This window comes from Actinoplanes italicus (genome assembly GCF_003001815.1).
Classification (GTDB): domain Bacteria; phylum Actinomycetota; class Actinomycetes; order Mycobacteriales; family Micromonosporaceae; genus Actinoplanes; species Actinoplanes italicus.
Window position 1 is genome coordinate 68,387 of the sequence record NZ_PVMZ01000023.1, and the last position, 16,100, is coordinate 84,486.

Annotated in this window: 12 protein-coding genes and 1 pseudogene; 7 read left to right on the forward strand and 6 right to left on the reverse strand. The window is 70.8% G+C overall.

Features of this window, described 5'->3' with window-relative positions; translation table 11 throughout:
• The 4 genes and pseudogenes from CLV67_RS40490 to CLV67_RS40500 all read right to left on the reverse strand — a co-directional run bounded on the left by CLV67_RS40490 (window position 1) and on the right by CLV67_RS40500 (window position 1,760).
• Window positions 1–588, reverse strand: a complete 588-nt coding sequence (locus CLV67_RS40490) for an NIPSNAP family protein (RefSeq protein ID WP_106328388.1) — start codon at window positions 586–588, stop codon at window positions 1–3.
• Window positions 585–1,052 carry an Rrf2 family transcriptional regulator gene (locus tag CLV67_RS54865; RefSeq protein WP_428839496.1) on the reverse strand — a complete coding sequence of 156 codons (468 nt, stop codon included), beginning with the start codon at window positions 1,050–1,052 and terminating at the stop codon, window positions 585–587. Before CLV67_RS54865 ends, CLV67_RS40490 begins: the two co-directional genes overlap by 4 nt.
• Window positions 1,053–1,124: 72 nt before the next feature.
• Window positions 1,125–1,313 (reverse strand): annotated as a pseudogene (locus CLV67_RS54870) (hypothetical protein); the annotation flags it as partial.
• Between the two features lie 126 nt (window positions 1,314–1,439).
• Window positions 1,440–1,760, reverse strand: coding sequence for a hypothetical protein (locus tag CLV67_RS40500; RefSeq protein ID WP_106328392.1), 321 nt, complete (start codon window positions 1,758–1,760; stop codon window positions 1,440–1,442).
• Between the two features lie 275 nt (window positions 1,761–2,035).
• Between CLV67_RS40500 and CLV67_RS40505 the strand changes: the two genes are divergently transcribed.
• Genes CLV67_RS40505 through CLV67_RS40515 form a run of 3 tightly spaced genes read left to right on the forward strand, consistent with a single transcriptional unit; the run spans window position 2,036 to window position 5,681 of the window.
• Window positions 2,036–2,671, forward strand: a complete 636-nt coding sequence (locus CLV67_RS40505) for a TetR/AcrR family transcriptional regulator (RefSeq protein ID WP_106328394.1) — start codon at window positions 2,036–2,038, stop codon at window positions 2,669–2,671.
• The gene (locus tag CLV67_RS52300; protein WP_106328396.1) at window positions 2,668–4,071 is read left to right on the forward strand and encodes a patatin-like phospholipase family protein; all 1,404 of its coding nucleotides are present in this window, start codon (window positions 2,668–2,670) and stop codon (window positions 4,069–4,071) included. Before CLV67_RS40505 ends, CLV67_RS52300 begins: the two co-directional genes overlap by 4 nt.
• Window positions 4,068–5,681: an acyl-CoA dehydrogenase family protein gene (locus CLV67_RS40515; protein WP_106328398.1), complete on the forward strand. Its 1,614-nt coding sequence runs from the start codon at window positions 4,068–4,070 to the stop codon at window positions 5,679–5,681. Before CLV67_RS52300 ends, CLV67_RS40515 begins: the two co-directional genes overlap by 4 nt.
• 342 nt (window positions 5,682–6,023) lie before the next feature.
• Here the strand turns inward: CLV67_RS40515 and CLV67_RS40520 are convergent, their stop codons facing one another.
• Window positions 6,024–7,499, reverse strand: coding sequence for a fibronectin type III domain-containing protein (locus CLV67_RS40520; RefSeq protein WP_106328400.1), 1,476 nt, complete (start codon window positions 7,497–7,499; stop codon window positions 6,024–6,026).
• A gap of 239 nt (window positions 7,500–7,738) precedes the next feature.
• Between CLV67_RS40520 and CLV67_RS40525 the strand changes: the two genes are divergently transcribed.
• The 4 genes from CLV67_RS40525 (at window position 7,739) to CLV67_RS40540 (ending at window position 15,592) form a co-directional block, all read left to right on the forward strand.
• Entirely contained in the window at window positions 7,739–7,930 is a 192-nt protein-coding gene (locus tag CLV67_RS40525) for a hypothetical protein (RefSeq protein WP_106328402.1), read from the forward strand.
• Window positions 7,897–10,635: an ATP-binding protein gene (locus tag CLV67_RS40530; protein WP_239166751.1), complete on the forward strand. Its 2,739-nt coding sequence runs from the start codon at window positions 7,897–7,899 to the stop codon at window positions 10,633–10,635. The genes CLV67_RS40525 and CLV67_RS40530 overlap by 34 nt, the downstream gene beginning before the upstream one ends.
• Before the next feature lie 190 nt (window positions 10,636–10,825).
• Window positions 10,826–11,152 (forward strand): hypothetical protein, encoded by a 327-nt coding sequence (locus CLV67_RS52895; protein WP_203737564.1) that lies wholly within the window; start codon window positions 10,826–10,828, stop codon window positions 11,150–11,152.
• A 564-nt stretch (window positions 11,153–11,716) separates the two neighbouring features.
• The gene (locus CLV67_RS40540; protein ID WP_106328606.1) at window positions 11,717–15,592 is read left to right on the forward strand and encodes a ThuA domain-containing protein; all 3,876 of its coding nucleotides are present in this window, start codon (window positions 11,717–11,719) and stop codon (window positions 15,590–15,592) included.
• Here CLV67_RS40540 and CLV67_RS51410 read toward each other — a convergent pair.
• Window positions 15,528–15,974 (reverse strand): hypothetical protein, encoded by a 447-nt coding sequence (locus CLV67_RS51410; RefSeq protein WP_146169495.1) that lies wholly within the window; start codon window positions 15,972–15,974, stop codon window positions 15,528–15,530. The two genes, CLV67_RS40540 and CLV67_RS51410, sit on opposite strands and share 65 nt — an antisense overlap.
• Window positions 15,975–16,100 lie beyond the last annotated feature (126 nt).

Sequence of the window (16,100 nt, forward strand, 5' to 3'; positions counted from 1 at the left end):
TCAGCGGATCCCCGAACGGGCCGTCGGGTGCAGCCGCAGCCGCTCGGTCCTGATCACTTCCAGCCCATCCGGCGGCTCGACGTCGACGGTGTCACGGGTCAGCCAGACGAACGCGTGCTCACCCTCGCGCACCGGCAGGGCGGGGAAGTCGTTCGCCGCATACTCCGTCGTGAAGGCGGCGATGGCGTCCGGGACCAGGCCGGCGACGGTGTCGTCGAACGGGCTTTCCGCGTACCAGATGGTGATTTTGATCTCGGATCTCCCGCCCTCGCGTGCGGTCGCCGGCGGGGGCACGAGCGCGCGGAGCAGCAGGACGTCGTCGGAGTCGACCATCGTGTCGTTCGCGGCGGGGCCATGCTCCTTCCACACCGGGCCGCCATAGAACTCCTGCAACCCCCGCAGTCGTACGCCCATGTCGGCGAAGCCGCGCAGCCAGACGAACCGGTCGGGATCGTCGAGGTCGCGGAACTGGCCCAGCACGGCCATGCCGAGCTCCTCCTGCGACTCGACGAACTCGGCGTCGAAAAGCTCGACCAGGTCGTCGCGCCGTCCGGGTCGCAGCGTGTACTGCCGCAGCTCCACGATCACTTCAGGATCCTCTCCAGCATGCTCGCGATCGTGCGCCGTGACAGCGACGCCCGGAACGCCTCGGTCGCCTCGTCGTAGACGTCGGTCAGCTCCGGGCGGATCCCCGCGCCGACCGGGCACTCCAGGTTGGGCTCGGAGTTGTGCAGGGCCAGCAGCGGCTCGGCGGAGACCGCGTTCCACACGTCGAGCATGGTGATCTCCTCGGCCGGGCGGGCCAGCGCGAAACCCGCGCCCGAACCGCGGCGCGCCTTGACCAGGCCCGCGGCGCGCAGGTCGCCGAGACTGCGCCGGAGGATGACCGGATTCGTGTTGACGCTCGCGGCGACCTCGTCGGAGGTCAGCCACGGCTTGCCGCGCCTGCGCGCGAGCTCCAGCCACGCCAACGCGTGCGCCGCTATCGTCACCCTGCTGTTCGCCGCCATCGTAACCATTCTTATTACATCGGCTGGTCCGGTGCAACCCATCGGCGGAAGGCGTGCAGCGTCACCGCGAAGGCCGCCGTGGCGACGGACATGAGCACGATCGGGGGCGCGGGGAAACCGCAGCGCCGCCAGGGCCAGCAGCCCGAGGGGGAGCGCGAGCGCCAGGACGGCCTGCGGCCGTTCCAGGATCCGGCCGTGGCGCGTCATCAGGAGCATCGACACTCCGGTGGCCACCAGCAGGACGGACATGGCGGTGCTGAAGCCCCGCATGAGCTCGCCGACGGTGCGGCTCGGGGTCATGTCGAAACTGACCCGGGCCGGCCCGCGGGCGTGCGCGGCGGCCCTCGTTCACGCGGCCCTCGCCTGATCTTCGTGGCTGTGCCTCACCGCTGTCTCGGCTGCCTTGAGACAGCGGTGTGACACAGCGGGTCATGTGGGGGTGGTGGTCCACATTTCGGGGTGCACGGTCAGGGGGAAGGCGGGGCCGGGGGTTTCGGGGCGCCAGCCCTGGCCGTGGGCTTCTCGGATCATGGCGGCGACCATCAGTGGGACGGCCGGCGGGGCGGCGGTGCCCATCCAGTCGGTGGGGCGGGTGTCCGGGGCGGTGGCGATCAGGACGGTGCCACGGCGGTCGGCGCGCTCGATCGCGAACGAGAGCGGGCCCTGGTGGGCGGGGCGGCGGCGGACCCGCCAGCGGTAGACGACGCCGTCGACGGTGATCAGCCGGGAGCGCTTCTTCACCACAGTCATGTATCGATCCATGCCCGGATGCGGGGTGGATCAATCGGGTCAGGCTCGATCCGGGGAGCCGCGCCGGTCCGCGGTGGTAGCCCGGTGAGGGATCGCCCTCAGCCCCGGCGGGCGCGCCGGGGGTCGGACGGACCGCATCGCTTGCGGTGTAGGCCCGGTTCGCGGTGGTGCGATCGGTGAGTGCGCAGGGCGTACCAGAGTTGCGTTGTTGATTTGAACCGTGATTCACTCCTTGCCTTGAAGTGAATCAGGATTCAGATCTTGGGGGAGACCGGATGCCCTACCGGCCGACCGCGTTGACCAGGAAGAACGCGGAGGACAAGCGCGACGGTTTTCTGCGCGCGGCGCGGGCGCTCGTCGCCGCGGACGGCTTCAAGGCCGCCACCGTCGCCGCCATCGCGTCCCGGTGTCAGGCCAGCGTGGGGTCCGTCTACTCGTATTTCGACAGCCGTGACCGGCTGCTCGCCGAGGTGTTCCGCAGCGCCGCCACCCACGAGGTCGATCTGGTGCGCACGGCCGTGTCGGACGCCGGCATGCAGGCCACGGAGCGGCTCGGCGAGTTGATCCGGATCTTCAGCGGACGGGCGCTGCAGGGGCGGCGGATGGCGTGGGCGCTGCTGTTCGAGCCGGTCAGCCCGGTGGTGGAGGCCGAGCGACTGGTCTATCGCGGCTCCTACACCGACATCGGCGAGCAGATCATCCGCGACGGGCTGGTCAGCGGCGATTTCGTATGGCAGGACGCCCGGCTCGCGTCGTCGGCGGTGATGGGCGCGGTGTCGGAGGCGCTGGCCGGGTGGATCCGGCCGGACAGCCCGGAGCCCTCCCGGGCCGAGCAGGCGGGCGTGATCGACGGCATCCGGGGGTTCTGTTTCCGGGCCCTCGGGGTTGCATACAGTGGGGGAGATCGATGACCGTGACATCCGCGCTGGCGGGCGCTCAACGGGTGCTCGCCGACCAGTCCGTCAGCCGGATGCTCGGGACGCGACTCGTCTCGTTCGGAGAGGGCAGCGCCGTCGTCGAGCTGGACATCCGGCCCGACATCAGCAACCAGGACGGGGCGGTGCATGACGGCATCGTGGCGTACGCGGCCGACACCGCGCTGGCGTTCGCCGGTGGGGCGGCTCTTGGAGAGAAGGTCACGACCTCGGGGCTGACCGTCGACTACATCGCCCCGGCGACCGGCCGGACCCTGCGGGCGCACGGCATCGTGATGCTGGCGTCCGGCCGCCGGGCCTCGTGCCGCTGCGAGGTGCACGCGATCGGTGACGACGGCGCCGAAACCCTGGTGGCGGTCGCTCAGGGAACGATCGTGGCACCGGAGAAGGCCGAGGGCACGGTCGCGCAGATCGAGCGCGCGGCCGTCGCGACCAGGAAGGCCGCCACGCGGCTCGGGCGGCTGGGCACACCCACCGTCCAGCAGGTGCTGACCGAGCGCCGGCGCACCGGGAACAACGACGACGGTGCCACGGTCGCCCTGGTCATCGAGGGTGGCGGGATGCGCGGCATCGTGTCCGCCGCGATGGCCGCCGTCATCGAGGAGGAGGGCTTCCTCGACTCGATCGACATGATCGTCGGTACGTCGGCGGGCGCGGTGAACGCCACCGCGATCGCGGTCGGGGCGGCCGGGCCGATGGCCGACTCGTACGCCGAGGTGTTCTCCTCACCCGAGTTCATCGACGTACGGCGCGTGGTGCGTGGCCTGCCGGTCATCGACGGGCCGCTGCTGGTCCGCCGGGTCGACGAGCTGTTCGGGTTCGGGTCGCTGGTGGGCGCCGAGGGCGCCGAACGGCTCGTCATGGTCGCCACCGACGTCGACACCGGGCGGGCCGAGGCGCTCACCGACTTCACCGACCGCGACGATCTGGTCGGCTGCCTGCACGCGTCGGGACTGCTGCCGCTGCTCGCCGGAGACCCGGTCGAACTGCGCGGCCGCCGCTGGCTCGACGGCGGCATCGTCGAGGCGGTGCCGGTCGTCACCGCGGCGGCGCGGGGCGCCACCCACGCGATCGTGCTGGCCACCCGGCCGCCGGGCACGCAGCCCGCCTACGGCGCCGCCGACGTCGTGGTCGAACGCTATCTGCGCCGGATGAACCCGGAACTGGCCGCCGCGTACCGGGGCCGTCCGCACCGCTACCGGGAGACGTTGCAGCAGGTACGCGACGGATGGTCACACGGGATGAGCACGCTGGCGCTGGCACCGCGGCTCGGCGATCCGCTGCCCGGCCGTCTGGAACGTGACCAGACCGCACTGCGAGCCGCCCGGGCCGCGGCGGCCGCCACCGCACGATCAGTCCTCGAGGAGCTCCGGTGACCCATGACGTCGTCAACCAGGTGCCGCCACGCGCCGGACTGAACGAGTACCTGATCAACCCGGCGCTCGTCGAAGCGGTGACCCGCTACGACGCCGGGTGGGCGGCCGCGTCGCTGACCACCGTCGGTGAGCTGGTCGGCCGGGCCGACTTCCAGCGCGACGCGGAACTGGCCAACACCTCGCCGCCGGTCTTCAGCAGTCACGACCGGTGGGGGCACCGGGTCGACGCCGTCGACTTCCACCCGGGCTACCACCGGGTCGTCGGTGCGGCGATCGAGCACGGCGCGCACACCGGCTGCTGGGCCTCGCCGGGGCCGGGCGCGCACGTGGCGCGGGCCGCGACGTTCATGCTGTTCGCGCAGATCGAGCCGGGGCACGCCTGCCCGGTGAGCATGACGCACGCCGTGGTGCCGTCGCTGCGGTTCACCCCGTCGCTGGCCGACGAGTGGCTCCCGCGGGTCTATTCGCGCAACTACGACCCGGAGCTGCGAGCCGGGAAAGCGTCGGCGATCTTCGGCATGGCCATGACAGAGAAACAGGGCGGATCCGATGTACGGGCAAACTCGACCCGTGCCATCGACGGCGGCGACGGCACGTGGCGCCTGACCGGGCACAAATGGTTCTGCTCGGCGCCGCAGTCCGACGCGTTCCTGGTGCTCGCCCAGGCGCCCCGTGGCCTGTCGTGTTTCCTGGTTCCGCGCGTGCTGCCCGGCGGCGACCGTAACGTGTTCCGGATCCAGCGGCTCAAGGACAAGCTCGGCAACCGGTCGAACGCGTCGTCGGAGATCGAACTCGACGGGACCGTCGGCTGGCTGCTCGGCGAGGAGGGCCGCGGCGTCCGCACGATCATCGAGATGGTCGCGCAGACCCGGCTCGACTGCGTGCTCGGCAGCGCGGCCGGGATGCGCCAGTCCGTCGCCGAGGCGGCCTGGCACGTGCGGCACCGCAGCGCGTTCGGCGCCGTGCTGATCGACCAGCCGGCCATGACCGCGGTGATCGCCGACCTGCAACTGGAGGCCGAGGCGGCCACCTGGACGGCGATGCGGCTCGCGGCGGCGTACGACAACGACGACGCCGAGTCGGTCGCCTTCCGCCGGCTGGCCACGGCCGTGGGCAAGTACTGGGTGTGCAAGCGTGGGCCGAACCACGCCTACGAGGCGCTCGAGTGTCTCGGCGGTAACGGGTACACCGAGGCGTTCCCGCTGGCCCGCCGCTATCGGGAGCAGCCGGTGATGGCCGTCTGGGAGGGGTCCGGGAACGTGATCGCGCTCGACGTGCTGCGGGCCATGGCCCGGGAACCCGAGTCGGTGCAGGCATTCGACGCCGAGCTCTCGTCGGTGGTGGGGGCACATCCGGCGTACGACGCGCACGTCGCCGCCACCCGCAAGCTGGTCGCCCATGTGGCCGCCGACCTGTCCGGGGCCGCCGGTTCGGCCCGGCGTGTCGTCGAGTCGCTGGCCCTGGCGTTGCAGGCCGCGGTTTTGATCCGCGAGGCGCCTGACGAGATCGCTGATGCGTTCGTCGCGGCGCGCCTCGGTCCGGATCGGAGCCTGGAGTACGGCGCTCTCGACCCGTCGCTGCCCCTGGCAAGGATCGCGGCCCGCGCCTGAGGCACGGCTGGCGCTGGCTGGCGGGTGCCGGACGGCCGGATCGGCCGCCGGGCAGCACCCGCGGCCTCGACGGCCGGTTCGTGCGGTCGTGTGTGGTGACTTGCGGCTGGCGGGTGGGCGTAGGTCACCACGCTGCGGGGTTTGCGGTCGTGTGTGGTGACTTGCGGCTGGCGGGTGGGCGTAGGTCACCACGCTGCGGGGTTTGCGGTCGTGTGTGGTGACTTGCGGCTGGCGGGTGGGCGTAGGTCACCACGCTGCGGGGTTTGCGGTCGTGTGTGGTGACTTGCGGCTGGCGGGTGGGCGTAGGTCACCACGCGAGAAGGGCGGTGTGCGGGCAGGGGGTTACGGCGGGGGCATGTAGGTGGCTCGGACCGTGACTCGTGCGCTCGGCGTGGACTCGAGACCCGCCGCGTCGAGGGTGACGACCGCGTACTCGTGGGTGGTGGCCGCACCGACCGGCAGGGTGAGCGACGTGCCGGTGGTCTCGCCGACCACCTGGGCGCCCTCGTAGAGCCGGTAACCGGCGCCGCCCGCCACGGCTGACCAGGCCAGCGTCAGCTGCGCTCCGGAGGGCCAGGCGCCGGGCACGTTCTCCGTGACGGCGAGGCCCGTGGGCGCCGCCGGCCGGGCCGCCGGACCGTCCAGGGTCGTCACCGCGGTACGCCGGCTGCGGGGCGTGTCCCCGCACGCCTGCGGCAGAGTGGCGACCACGCGGTACACGTGCTGCGACGCCGATGCCAGACCGGTCAGGACGATCTCCGGATAGCGGGTGGTCGCGACCGCGGTATCCCGGTCGAGGACGGTGTACGAGGTGGCCGCCGCCTCCAGGCTCCAGGACAGCCGCACCGAGCTCGCCGACAGGGCGGTCGCGACCGGTGTGGCCGTGCGGGGCGGCGAGCTCAGGCAGGTTTCCGTGCCCGTCGTGACGGCGGCGGTATGCGCGGACTCGTTGCCGGCCGCGTCGAGCGCCGCCACGGTGAACCGATGCCAGGTGGCGTGGTGGAGCCGGCCCACGGTGACGGACGTCCCGCCGGTGACGGCGGCGAGCGTCGCGCCGTCGTAGACCGCGTACCGCGCCGGTCGTGGCCCGGGCGGCGCGGTCCAGGTCAGGCCGACGCTGGAGTCGCTGCGGCCGGTCACGGTCAGTCCGGTGGGCGGCTGCGGCGGCGTGGCACTGCCCGTGCCGGTCGTGACGGTCAGGGACCCCACCGGGACGATGCCGCCGGGGCCGGTGTGGCAGCGGTTGGGGCGGTACAGCACGACCTGATGGTCCGTCGCGGGTGTCAGGCCGCCCACCCGGGCGCCGGTCGCCGAGATCGGCCCGAGGCTCCGGCCGTCGACCCGCAGTTCCAGGTCACCGCCGAGCGGGTGCCGCGTCCACGACAGGCTGAAGCCCGTCGCCGTGATGTCGGCGGCCGTGATCGTCACACCGGAGGCCGGCATGCACTCCGGGTTGTAGCCGTACTGCCAGGAGCGTCCGGTGACCGGCGCGGTACGCACCGACTCGCGACCCCGGTCGTCGACAGCCGCCACGGTGTAGGTGTGCGTACTGCCGAACGGCACCTCCAGGTAGGCGGCGGTGGTGCTCACTCTGGCCGTCACCTGATCGTTCTCGTAGACGCGGAAGGACGTGGCCGGAGGCCCGGAGCGGGGCTGTTCCCAGGCGAGTGAGATGCCGGTGCCGATCGTGCTGGCCCAGAGCCCGGTGGGCGTGGCCGGACCGGAGGGTGCGGCGTGGGCGGGCACCGCCGTGGTGAGCACCGCCGTCGTGGCAATGGTGAGCAGGGCGGCGCCACGGCGGCTGATCGACGGGCTCACAGGCATCCCTCCACGGCAGACATTGACGTTAGTCGAATCGATGTACCTGCGTGCTGTCAATCGGCCATGGGAGCCTTCCCAGGTTCCGGGAGCCGGAGCCTGCCCGCTAAGCATGCCTAGACGCCTCAGGTGACCGCCTAAGCATGCCCTGAGCAGCGAAGATACGTAACAGCTCCCGATGTGGCGGCGCTGTCTCCGATCGAAGATTGATGCATCGACGAAGAACGAGGAGACAGAGAATGTTGATGCATCCGGGAACGATGTTGGAGCTGGCGAACGAGCGCAACCGCGACCTGATCGCCGAGGGTGACCGGGGCCGGTTGCTCGCCAGTGCCCGTGCCCGCTTCCGCCGGGAGAGGAAAGCGGTACGCGGACAGCCCACCGGTACTGTGGCGTCGTGCGACCCATCCGTGGCGGTGCCGGCTCGGTGATGATCGGCAGGGAGAGCGAGCTGCGCCGACTGGCGCGGCTCGCTTCTTCACGTGACCCGGCGGTCGCGATCATCGCCGGTGAGCCGGGCATCGGGAAGACACGGCTGGTGCACGAGCTGCTGGCGACCCTGACGGACGAGACGGTGGTGCTGGTCGGACAGGCCGAGCCGGGCTCACTGTCGCGGCCGTACGAGGTGCTGCTCGACGCCGTCGAGGGCCGCGGCGAGGTGGACGAGGACCTGCTCACGGACCTTGCCGATCCGCGGCGCAGCCCGGTGGAACGGCTGCACGCCGGACTGGCCGTGGTGGCCGACCTGATCGGTGACGCGCCCGCGGTGATCGTGTTCGAGGACCTGCACTGGGCCGACTCGGAGAGCGCGGCGCTGTTCGAGCGGCTCGCCGACCAGCGCGGGCCGCGGCTGCTGATCGGCACCTACCGGCCCGAGGACGTGACCCGTCGCCAGCCGGTGGCCGGACTGCTGGCCCGCATGGAGCGGCGGCACGCGGTCTGTCACGTACGGCTGGATCGTCTGACCCTGTCGCAGACCGCGGCGTGGCTGGCCGCCGAGACCGGTGCGCCCGCGCCGTTGCGGGCCGCCACGGCGCTGCACCACCGCACCGGCGGTAACCCGTTCTTCCTGGAGGAACTGCTGCGGGCACTGCCCGGCCACGACCTGGAGTCGCTGGTCGAGCAGCCGCTGCCGTGGAGCCTGGCCGAGGTGCTGCGCCGGCAGGTCGACGACCTCGAACCGGTCAGCCACAAGATCGTCGAGGCGGCGACCGTGCTCGGCCACCGGATCCTGTTCGACCTGCTCGCCGAGGTGACCGGCACCGGCGAGGACGACCTGATCGCGGTGCTGCGTGACCTCGTCACCCGGGGTGTGCTGGTGGAGTCGGGCGACGACGAGTTCGCGTTCCGGCACGCGCTGGTGCGTGAGGCGATCGCCGACCAGATGCTCGGCCGGCAGCGGCGGCGGCTGCACGAGACCGCGCTGGACGCACTCCTGCGCGCCGGCTCCTCCGACCCGGCGATGGTGGCGCACCACGCGCGCGGGGCGGGCCGCTACGACGACATGATCGACGCGGCACGCCGGGGTGCCGCCTTGTACCTGTCGATCGGGTCGGCCTATCAGGCGCTGCAGCTGGCCGAGACGGGCCTGGACGAGCTTCCCGACGACACCGAGCTTCTGGGGTACGCCGCACGCGCGGCCTGGCTGGCCGGGCTCCTCGACGACGCACTACGCCACGGGCGGCGCTGGCGGGATCTGGCCGAGACGAGCACGGACCGTGCCGAGTCGCTCTACCTGCTGGTCCGCATCGCCTGGGAGTCACGGGAGACCGCCGAGATGCGGGCCCTGACCCACGACATCGAGACGCTGATCGCGCAGCTCCCACCGGGCGCCGACCAGGCACGGGCGATGACCGCGATCGCCCAGTCCGCCTACCTGCGCGACGACCTCGACGCGGCCCTGCGCTGGTCGGAGCACGCGCTCGACCTGGCGGGCGAGTTCGACCTGCCGACGGTCCGGCTGGCCGCCCTGATGGAGAAGGGCGCGACGCTGACCGAGCGGTCGCACACCGCCGTGCACGGCCGCAAGATCCTGTCGGCGCTGGTCGACGAGGCGGAGCAGGCCGGCGAATGGGTGCTGGCGGCCCGCGCCCTCAACGCGCTGGTGCAGGACGAGCCGCCGACATCACCGGCCGAGCACGCCGCGATCCTGGAGCGGATGCGGGCCGCCGCCGAGCGGGCCGGGTTCGAGTCGCTCGCGGTGGCCACCTACTTCCAGGGCCGGGCCCGGCTCGCGGTGCGGGCCAGCGACCTGCGGGCCGCGATCGAGGCCCTCGAGGAGGGGCGGGAACGCGACCGCGGGTTCCAGCGCCGGGGCCGCTGGGCCGACTATCACGGCGTCTTCCTGGCCGGGCTCTACCTGGAGGCCGGCGAGCTGGACCTGGTCGAGCGGGTGATCGCGGACCTGGCCACCCTGCCGAGCAACGTGCCGACGACGATTCCCGGCCTCGTGTTCCATCTCGCCTGCCGCCGCGGTGATCTGCCGCGTGCCGAGGCAGCCATGGACGAGCTGCTCACCGCCCTGTCGGGACAGACGTGGCGCAGCGGCGAGCAGGCCCACGATCTGGTCTCGGCGGCGCTGGAGCTGGGACTGCCGCAGCCCCGGCTCGACCGGCTGGTCACCGTGCTGCTCGACGCCGACGTGTGGGACGCCTACCGGACCCTCGTCGACGCCCAGATGGCTGAGACGGGAGGCCGGCACGCGGAGGCACTGGACGGGTATCTGTCGGTGGCCGACGCACACGTCCTGGCGCCGGCGATCCGCGGCACGGTCCGGGTCGGGGCGGCCCGCTGCCTGCTGGCCGCGGACCGGCGTGCCGAGGCCGCCGCGCACCTGGAGACGGCCGCCGAGCTGCTGGACGGGTGGGACGGCTGGCGGGTGGCGCAGCTCGACCGGGTACGCGCCGGGCTGGGGCTGGCCCCGGCCGGCACCGAGGGCGCGGTCACCGGCCCGGCCGCCCTGACGCCGCGGGAGCGGGAGGTGGCGGTACTGATCAGTGACGGGCTGACCAACGCGGAACTCGCTCAGCGGCTCTACATCTCACCCCGGACTGCCGCCGTGCACGTGTCGAACATCCTGCGGAAACTGGGCGTCGGGTCGCGTACCGAGGTGGGCGAACTGGTCGGACGCCGCTGACCGGGCCTCGTACGTCTGGAGCCGTTCCTCGTCGTCGCCGGTGAGGGTGTCGCAGATCCAGCCCCGGTGAGCGACCGCCCGCCGGCCCGCGTACGCCCACGTGCCACCGGTACGCCGAGACGGTTGTGGATTGCTATGACGAGCATGAGCAGCTCAGTGGCCCGTTCGCCGTGATGAGGACAATCTGGCGGTGCCGTTCGAGACCGAGGTTCTCGGTGTGCCGGTGGGGGTCCGGAAGGTGGATCTGCGTTCGGCGGGGATCGTGGCGATCTGTCATCGTGGCCGACTGCGGCAGGCGATCGGGATCTTGGATCTGCCGTTGCCGGATTCCGCGCCTGATGGTGCGCATTGGATCGAGGCGAATTTCGTCAACGACTATCAGCGGGGCGATCTGAAGGCGGATCCGGCCAAGTGGATAGAGCGGTACTTCGACGCGCACCTGTATCTCGCGTACTGGGGCACCCGGCGGATCACGCTGCGGTTGCCGAAGGCGGTACTGGCGCCTGACGGACCGTAGTTGGTCGGTGCTTTCGGGGAAGCGCTTCCCGGCCAGCGAGAGATCCGGATGTCGCAGTGCTTGAACGGGGGAGATATGGCAGGCACTGGCTGGCGCACCCCTTTGCCGACAATGGATCATCGTAGGACATGCGCTGACCAGGGCATCTTCGACTGAGAGCCCGGTCGATCACCGCTGGGCGCTTCTCGACCGGGGCGCACTTCGGCAGCCGGATTCTCACGGGTGTCGATGAAACCGTTGTGAGGCGATGACGAATCTGTTAACTTTTCCACACCTCGGAGAGAGCGCTCTCCGAGGTCGAGGCCAGAGAAGTCGACGGCACTGCACGCCGCCCACTCGCCGTCAAAGCCGCCACGTCCACCGACCCACCGCCCCGCCCCCATCGCGGCGCCGCACGAGCCTTCACCGAGGCGTGACGTGTCGACGACCCCCCACCGCCGGGACAGACGTGACACCGCGATGTGCGTCCCCGGCCCTCCCCGCGCAGTCGCATACCGCGGCCACGTTCGAGACGTGATCGGCGTACGTCTCGGCTGCTTCCTCACGAGAGGTACCCAACCGATCATGATTCGCAGAGTGCTGCTGATCGTCGCTCTTGTACTGGCCGGGACGGGCGTCAACGTCGCCCCGGCATTCGCGGCCGACTTCTCGGTGCTGATCTTCAGCAAAACCGCGGGGTTCCGGCATGACGCGATCCCCGCAGGGATCACCGCGATCCAGCAACTGGGCGCGCAGAACAACTTCACGGTCGAGGCGACCGAGGACGCCGCCCAGTTCACTGATACGAACCTGGCCAGGTTCAAGGCGGTCATCTGGCTGTCCACGACCGGCGACGTGCTCGACGCGACCCAGCAGGCCGCGTTCGAGCGTTACGTCCGCGCCGGCGGCGGCTATGTCGGCGTGCACGCCGCTTCCGACACCGAGTACGACTGGCCCTGGTACGGCAACGTCGTCGGCGCGTACTTCTCCGGCCATCCGGCGATCCAGCCGGCCACCGTCCGCATCGAGGACACCGCCCACCCGTCCAACGCGGGCATTCCGGTGAACTGGAACCGCACCGACGAGTGGTACAACTACCGCACCAACCCTCGCTCCCAGGTGCACGTCCTCGCGAATCTCAACGAGGCCACCTACACCGGCGGCACCATGAACGGGGACCATCCGATCTCGTGGTGCCGGCCCTACGACGGTGGTCGCTCCTGGTACACCGGCCTCGGCCACACCGCGGAGAGCTACGCCGAGGCCCACTTCCGTACCCACCTGCTCGGCGGGATCAAGTACGCCGCGCAGAACATCGGCAACTGTTCGGTGCAGGCTCCCGGCGGGACGTTCAACCAGGTGAACCTGGCCAAGGGCGTGGCGGAGACCGGTGAGCCGATGGGCCTCACCGTGCTGCCCAACCGGGGTGTGCTGCACACCTCGCGCAACGGCGTCATCCGGTACACCGACGTCAACGGCAACACCAAGGTCGCCCTGACGCTGCCGGTCTACAGTCACGACGAGGAGGGTCTGCAGAGCATCAAGGCCGACCCCAACTTCGCCACCAACCGCTGGGTGTACGTCTACTACGCGCCACCGCTCAGCACGCCGGGCGGCGACGCCCCGTCCACCGGCACGGCGGCGCAGTTCGCCCCGTTCAACGGCTCCAACAAGCTGGCCCGGCTCACCGTGCGGGACGACAACACGATCGACCCGGCCTCACTGGTGACGATCCTCGACGTGCCGACCAGCCGTGGGCTGTGCTGCCACGTCGGCGGTGACATCGACTTCGACGCCGCCGGCAACCTGTACCTGTCCACCGGTGACGACACCAACCCGTTCGACTCGGCCGGTTTCGCGCCGATCGACGAGCGGGCCGACCGCAACCCCGCCTACGACGCGCAGCGCACCTCGGCCAACAGCAACGACCTGCGCGGGAAGGTCCTGCGGATCAAGCCGGGTGCGACGGGTGGCTACACCGTCCCGGCCGGCAACATGTTCGCCCCGGGCACGGCGAACACCAGGCCGGAGGTCTACGCCATGGGCTTTCGTAACCCGTTCAAGATGAGCGTCGACAAGGCCACCGGGGTCGTCTACCTCGGTGACTACGGCCCCGACGCGGGCTCGGCCGACCCGCAGCGCGGGCCGGCGGGCACCGTCTCGTTCGAGCGGATCACCCAGCCGGGCTTCTACGGCTGGCCGTACTGCTCCAACTACAACACCCCCTACCAGGAGTTCACGTTCCCCAGCGGGCCGTCGTCCGGTCCGTACGACTGTGCCGGTGGGCCGGCGAACAACTCGCGGAACAACACCGGCATCACCAAACTGCCGCCGTCTCAGGCGGCCTGGCTGCCCTACGGCGGGCAGGGGCCCTGGCGGCCCGAGCTGGGCGGGGGCGGGCCCATGGCCGGTCCGGTCTACAACTTCAACCCGGCATTGGCCTCTGACGTCAAGTTCCCGGCGTCCTACAACGGGAAGGCCTTCCTCGGCGAGTTCACCAGTCGCTGGATCAAGGCGGTCACCCTGAACGCCAACGGCACGGCCGGCGCGATCGAGCCGATCCCATGGTCCGGAACCGCGATCATGGACATGGAGTTCGGTCCTGACGGCGCCCTGTATGTGCTCGACTACGGCACCACCTGGTTCGGCGGCGACGAGAACTCGGCTCTGTACCGGATCGAGTACAACACCGGCGGCAACCGGGCACCGATCGCACAGATCGCCGCCACCCCGTCCTCCGGCGCCGCGCCGCTGGCCGTGCAGTTCAGCTCGGCGGGCAGCAACGACCCGGACGGCGACCCGATCACGTACGCCTGGGACTTCACCAGTAACGGCAGCACCGACTCCACGGCGGCCAACCCGACGTTCACCTATCCGGCGAACGGCGAATACACCGCGACGCTGACGGTACGGGACAGCGGCGGCAAAACCTCGACGGCCAGTACTGTCGTCGGGGTCGGCCGGCCATCCATCCAGTTGATCGCACCGGCCGACGGATCGGTGTTCCAGTACGGTGACCTGGTGCCGTTCGAGGTGCGGGTCACCGATCCGAACGCCGGCACCATCGACTGCAGCCGCGTCGTGGTCAACTACATCCTGGGGCACGACAGTCACGGTCACCCGATCACCAGCAAGACCGGCTGCACCGGATCGGTCCAGACCACCGTGGACGGTGAGCACGACGCAAGCGCGAACATCTTCGGGGCGATCGCCGCCGTGTACACCCCGGTCAGCGGGGTCGCGGTCCAGGACCAGCACGTGCTGCAGCCGCGGACCCGGCAGGCCGAGCACTTCAACACCATGAACGGCGTCCAGGTCGCCGCCAAGGCCAGCGCCCACGGCGGCAACGCCATCGGCTACATCGAGAACGGCGACTGGATCTCCTTCACGCCGTACAACCTGGCCGGCGTCACCGGCATCAAAGCGCGGGTCGCCTCGGCCGGCGTCGGTGGCACACTGACTGTGCGGGCCGACTCGCCGACCGGCCCGGTGGCCGGCACGGTGCAGGTCGCCCCGACCGGTGGGTGGGAGACGTGGGCCGACGTCACCGGGACGATCAACCCACCGACCGGTACGCGCCAGCTGTACCTGGTGTTCACCGGCGGCGCGGGATCGCTGTTCGACATCGACGACTTCACGTTCACCTCCGGCGGCACGACGCAACCGCCGTCGGCGAACCTGGCGTTGAACAAGCCGGTGACGGCGTCGAGCACGGAATCCGGCACCTTCCCGGCCTCGGCCGCGGTGGACGGTTCGCTGACCACCAGGTGGGCGAGCGCCGCCGCCGATCCTCAGTGGATCCAGGTTGATCTCGGTCAGTCGACCTCCATCGACCGGGTCAAGTTGACCTGGGAGGCGGCCTACGGCTCGGGATACCAGATCCAGACGTCGGCGAACGGGACGACCTGGACCACGGTCCGGACGGTCACCGGCGGCGACGGTGGGGTGGACGACAACACCGCGCTGGCCGCAACCGGCCGGTATGTGCGGATCAACGGTACGGCCCGTGCCACGGCCTGGGGCTACTCGTTGTTCGAGTTCGAGGTCTACGGTGGCGGCGTCGTACAGCCGCCCTCGGGCAACCTGGCGTTGAACAAGCCCGCGACGGCGTCGAGCACCGAGGCGGCCGTCTACCCGGCCTCCGCCGCGGTGGACGGATCGCTGACCACCCGGTGGGCGAGTGCCTTCGCCGACCCGCAGTGGATCCAGGTTGATCTCGGTCAGTCGTACCCGGTCAATCGGGTCAAGCTGACCTGGGAGGGGGCGTACGGCTCCGCCTACCAGATCCAGACGTCGGCCAACGGGACGACCTGGACGACGGTCCGGACGGTCACCGGCGGCGACGGTGGGGTGGACGACAACACCGCGCTGGCCGCAACCGGCCGGTATGTGCGGATCAACGGTACGGCTCGCGCCACGGCCTGGGGCTACTCGCTGTTCGAGTTCGAGGTCTACAGCTGATCGGGTAGACCGTGTACGGCAGGGCGCGAGGACCTTCGACGGTCCCCGCGCTCTGTCTGTCCCGGCCATCGCTGCATGACGGGCGGCGTCCCGCAGGCGGCCGGTGAAGAGTCACCGACGGCGGGCCCTGGCCGAAGGTGTTGTTTCGCAGCATGTCACCTTCCGGCGAGGTGAACACCGGGTCGTACAGCCCCGTTCGGTGGCCATTGCCCGCACCGACCAGGTTCTCCTCCTGCACGAAGCGGCCGTCGATCACCTGTTGGACCGCGTCCGCTTCGTCGATGATCAGCAGGTCGAGGTGCCATTGAGCCGCTTCGAACCAGCGGACCGAGACCGTTGCCGGCTCCGTCCGGCTGACCAGTAGACAGTGCGGTGTGGTCACCCAAATATCCGCCTCGGCGACCTCCCGGCGCACCCGTTGCGCCGGGCAGATCGACAGCAGCGGGCAGTCGTGCCGGGTGTTGCGGCCATCGGTCGATCGCAGCGTTCCGCGGCAGGGAAAGTCTTT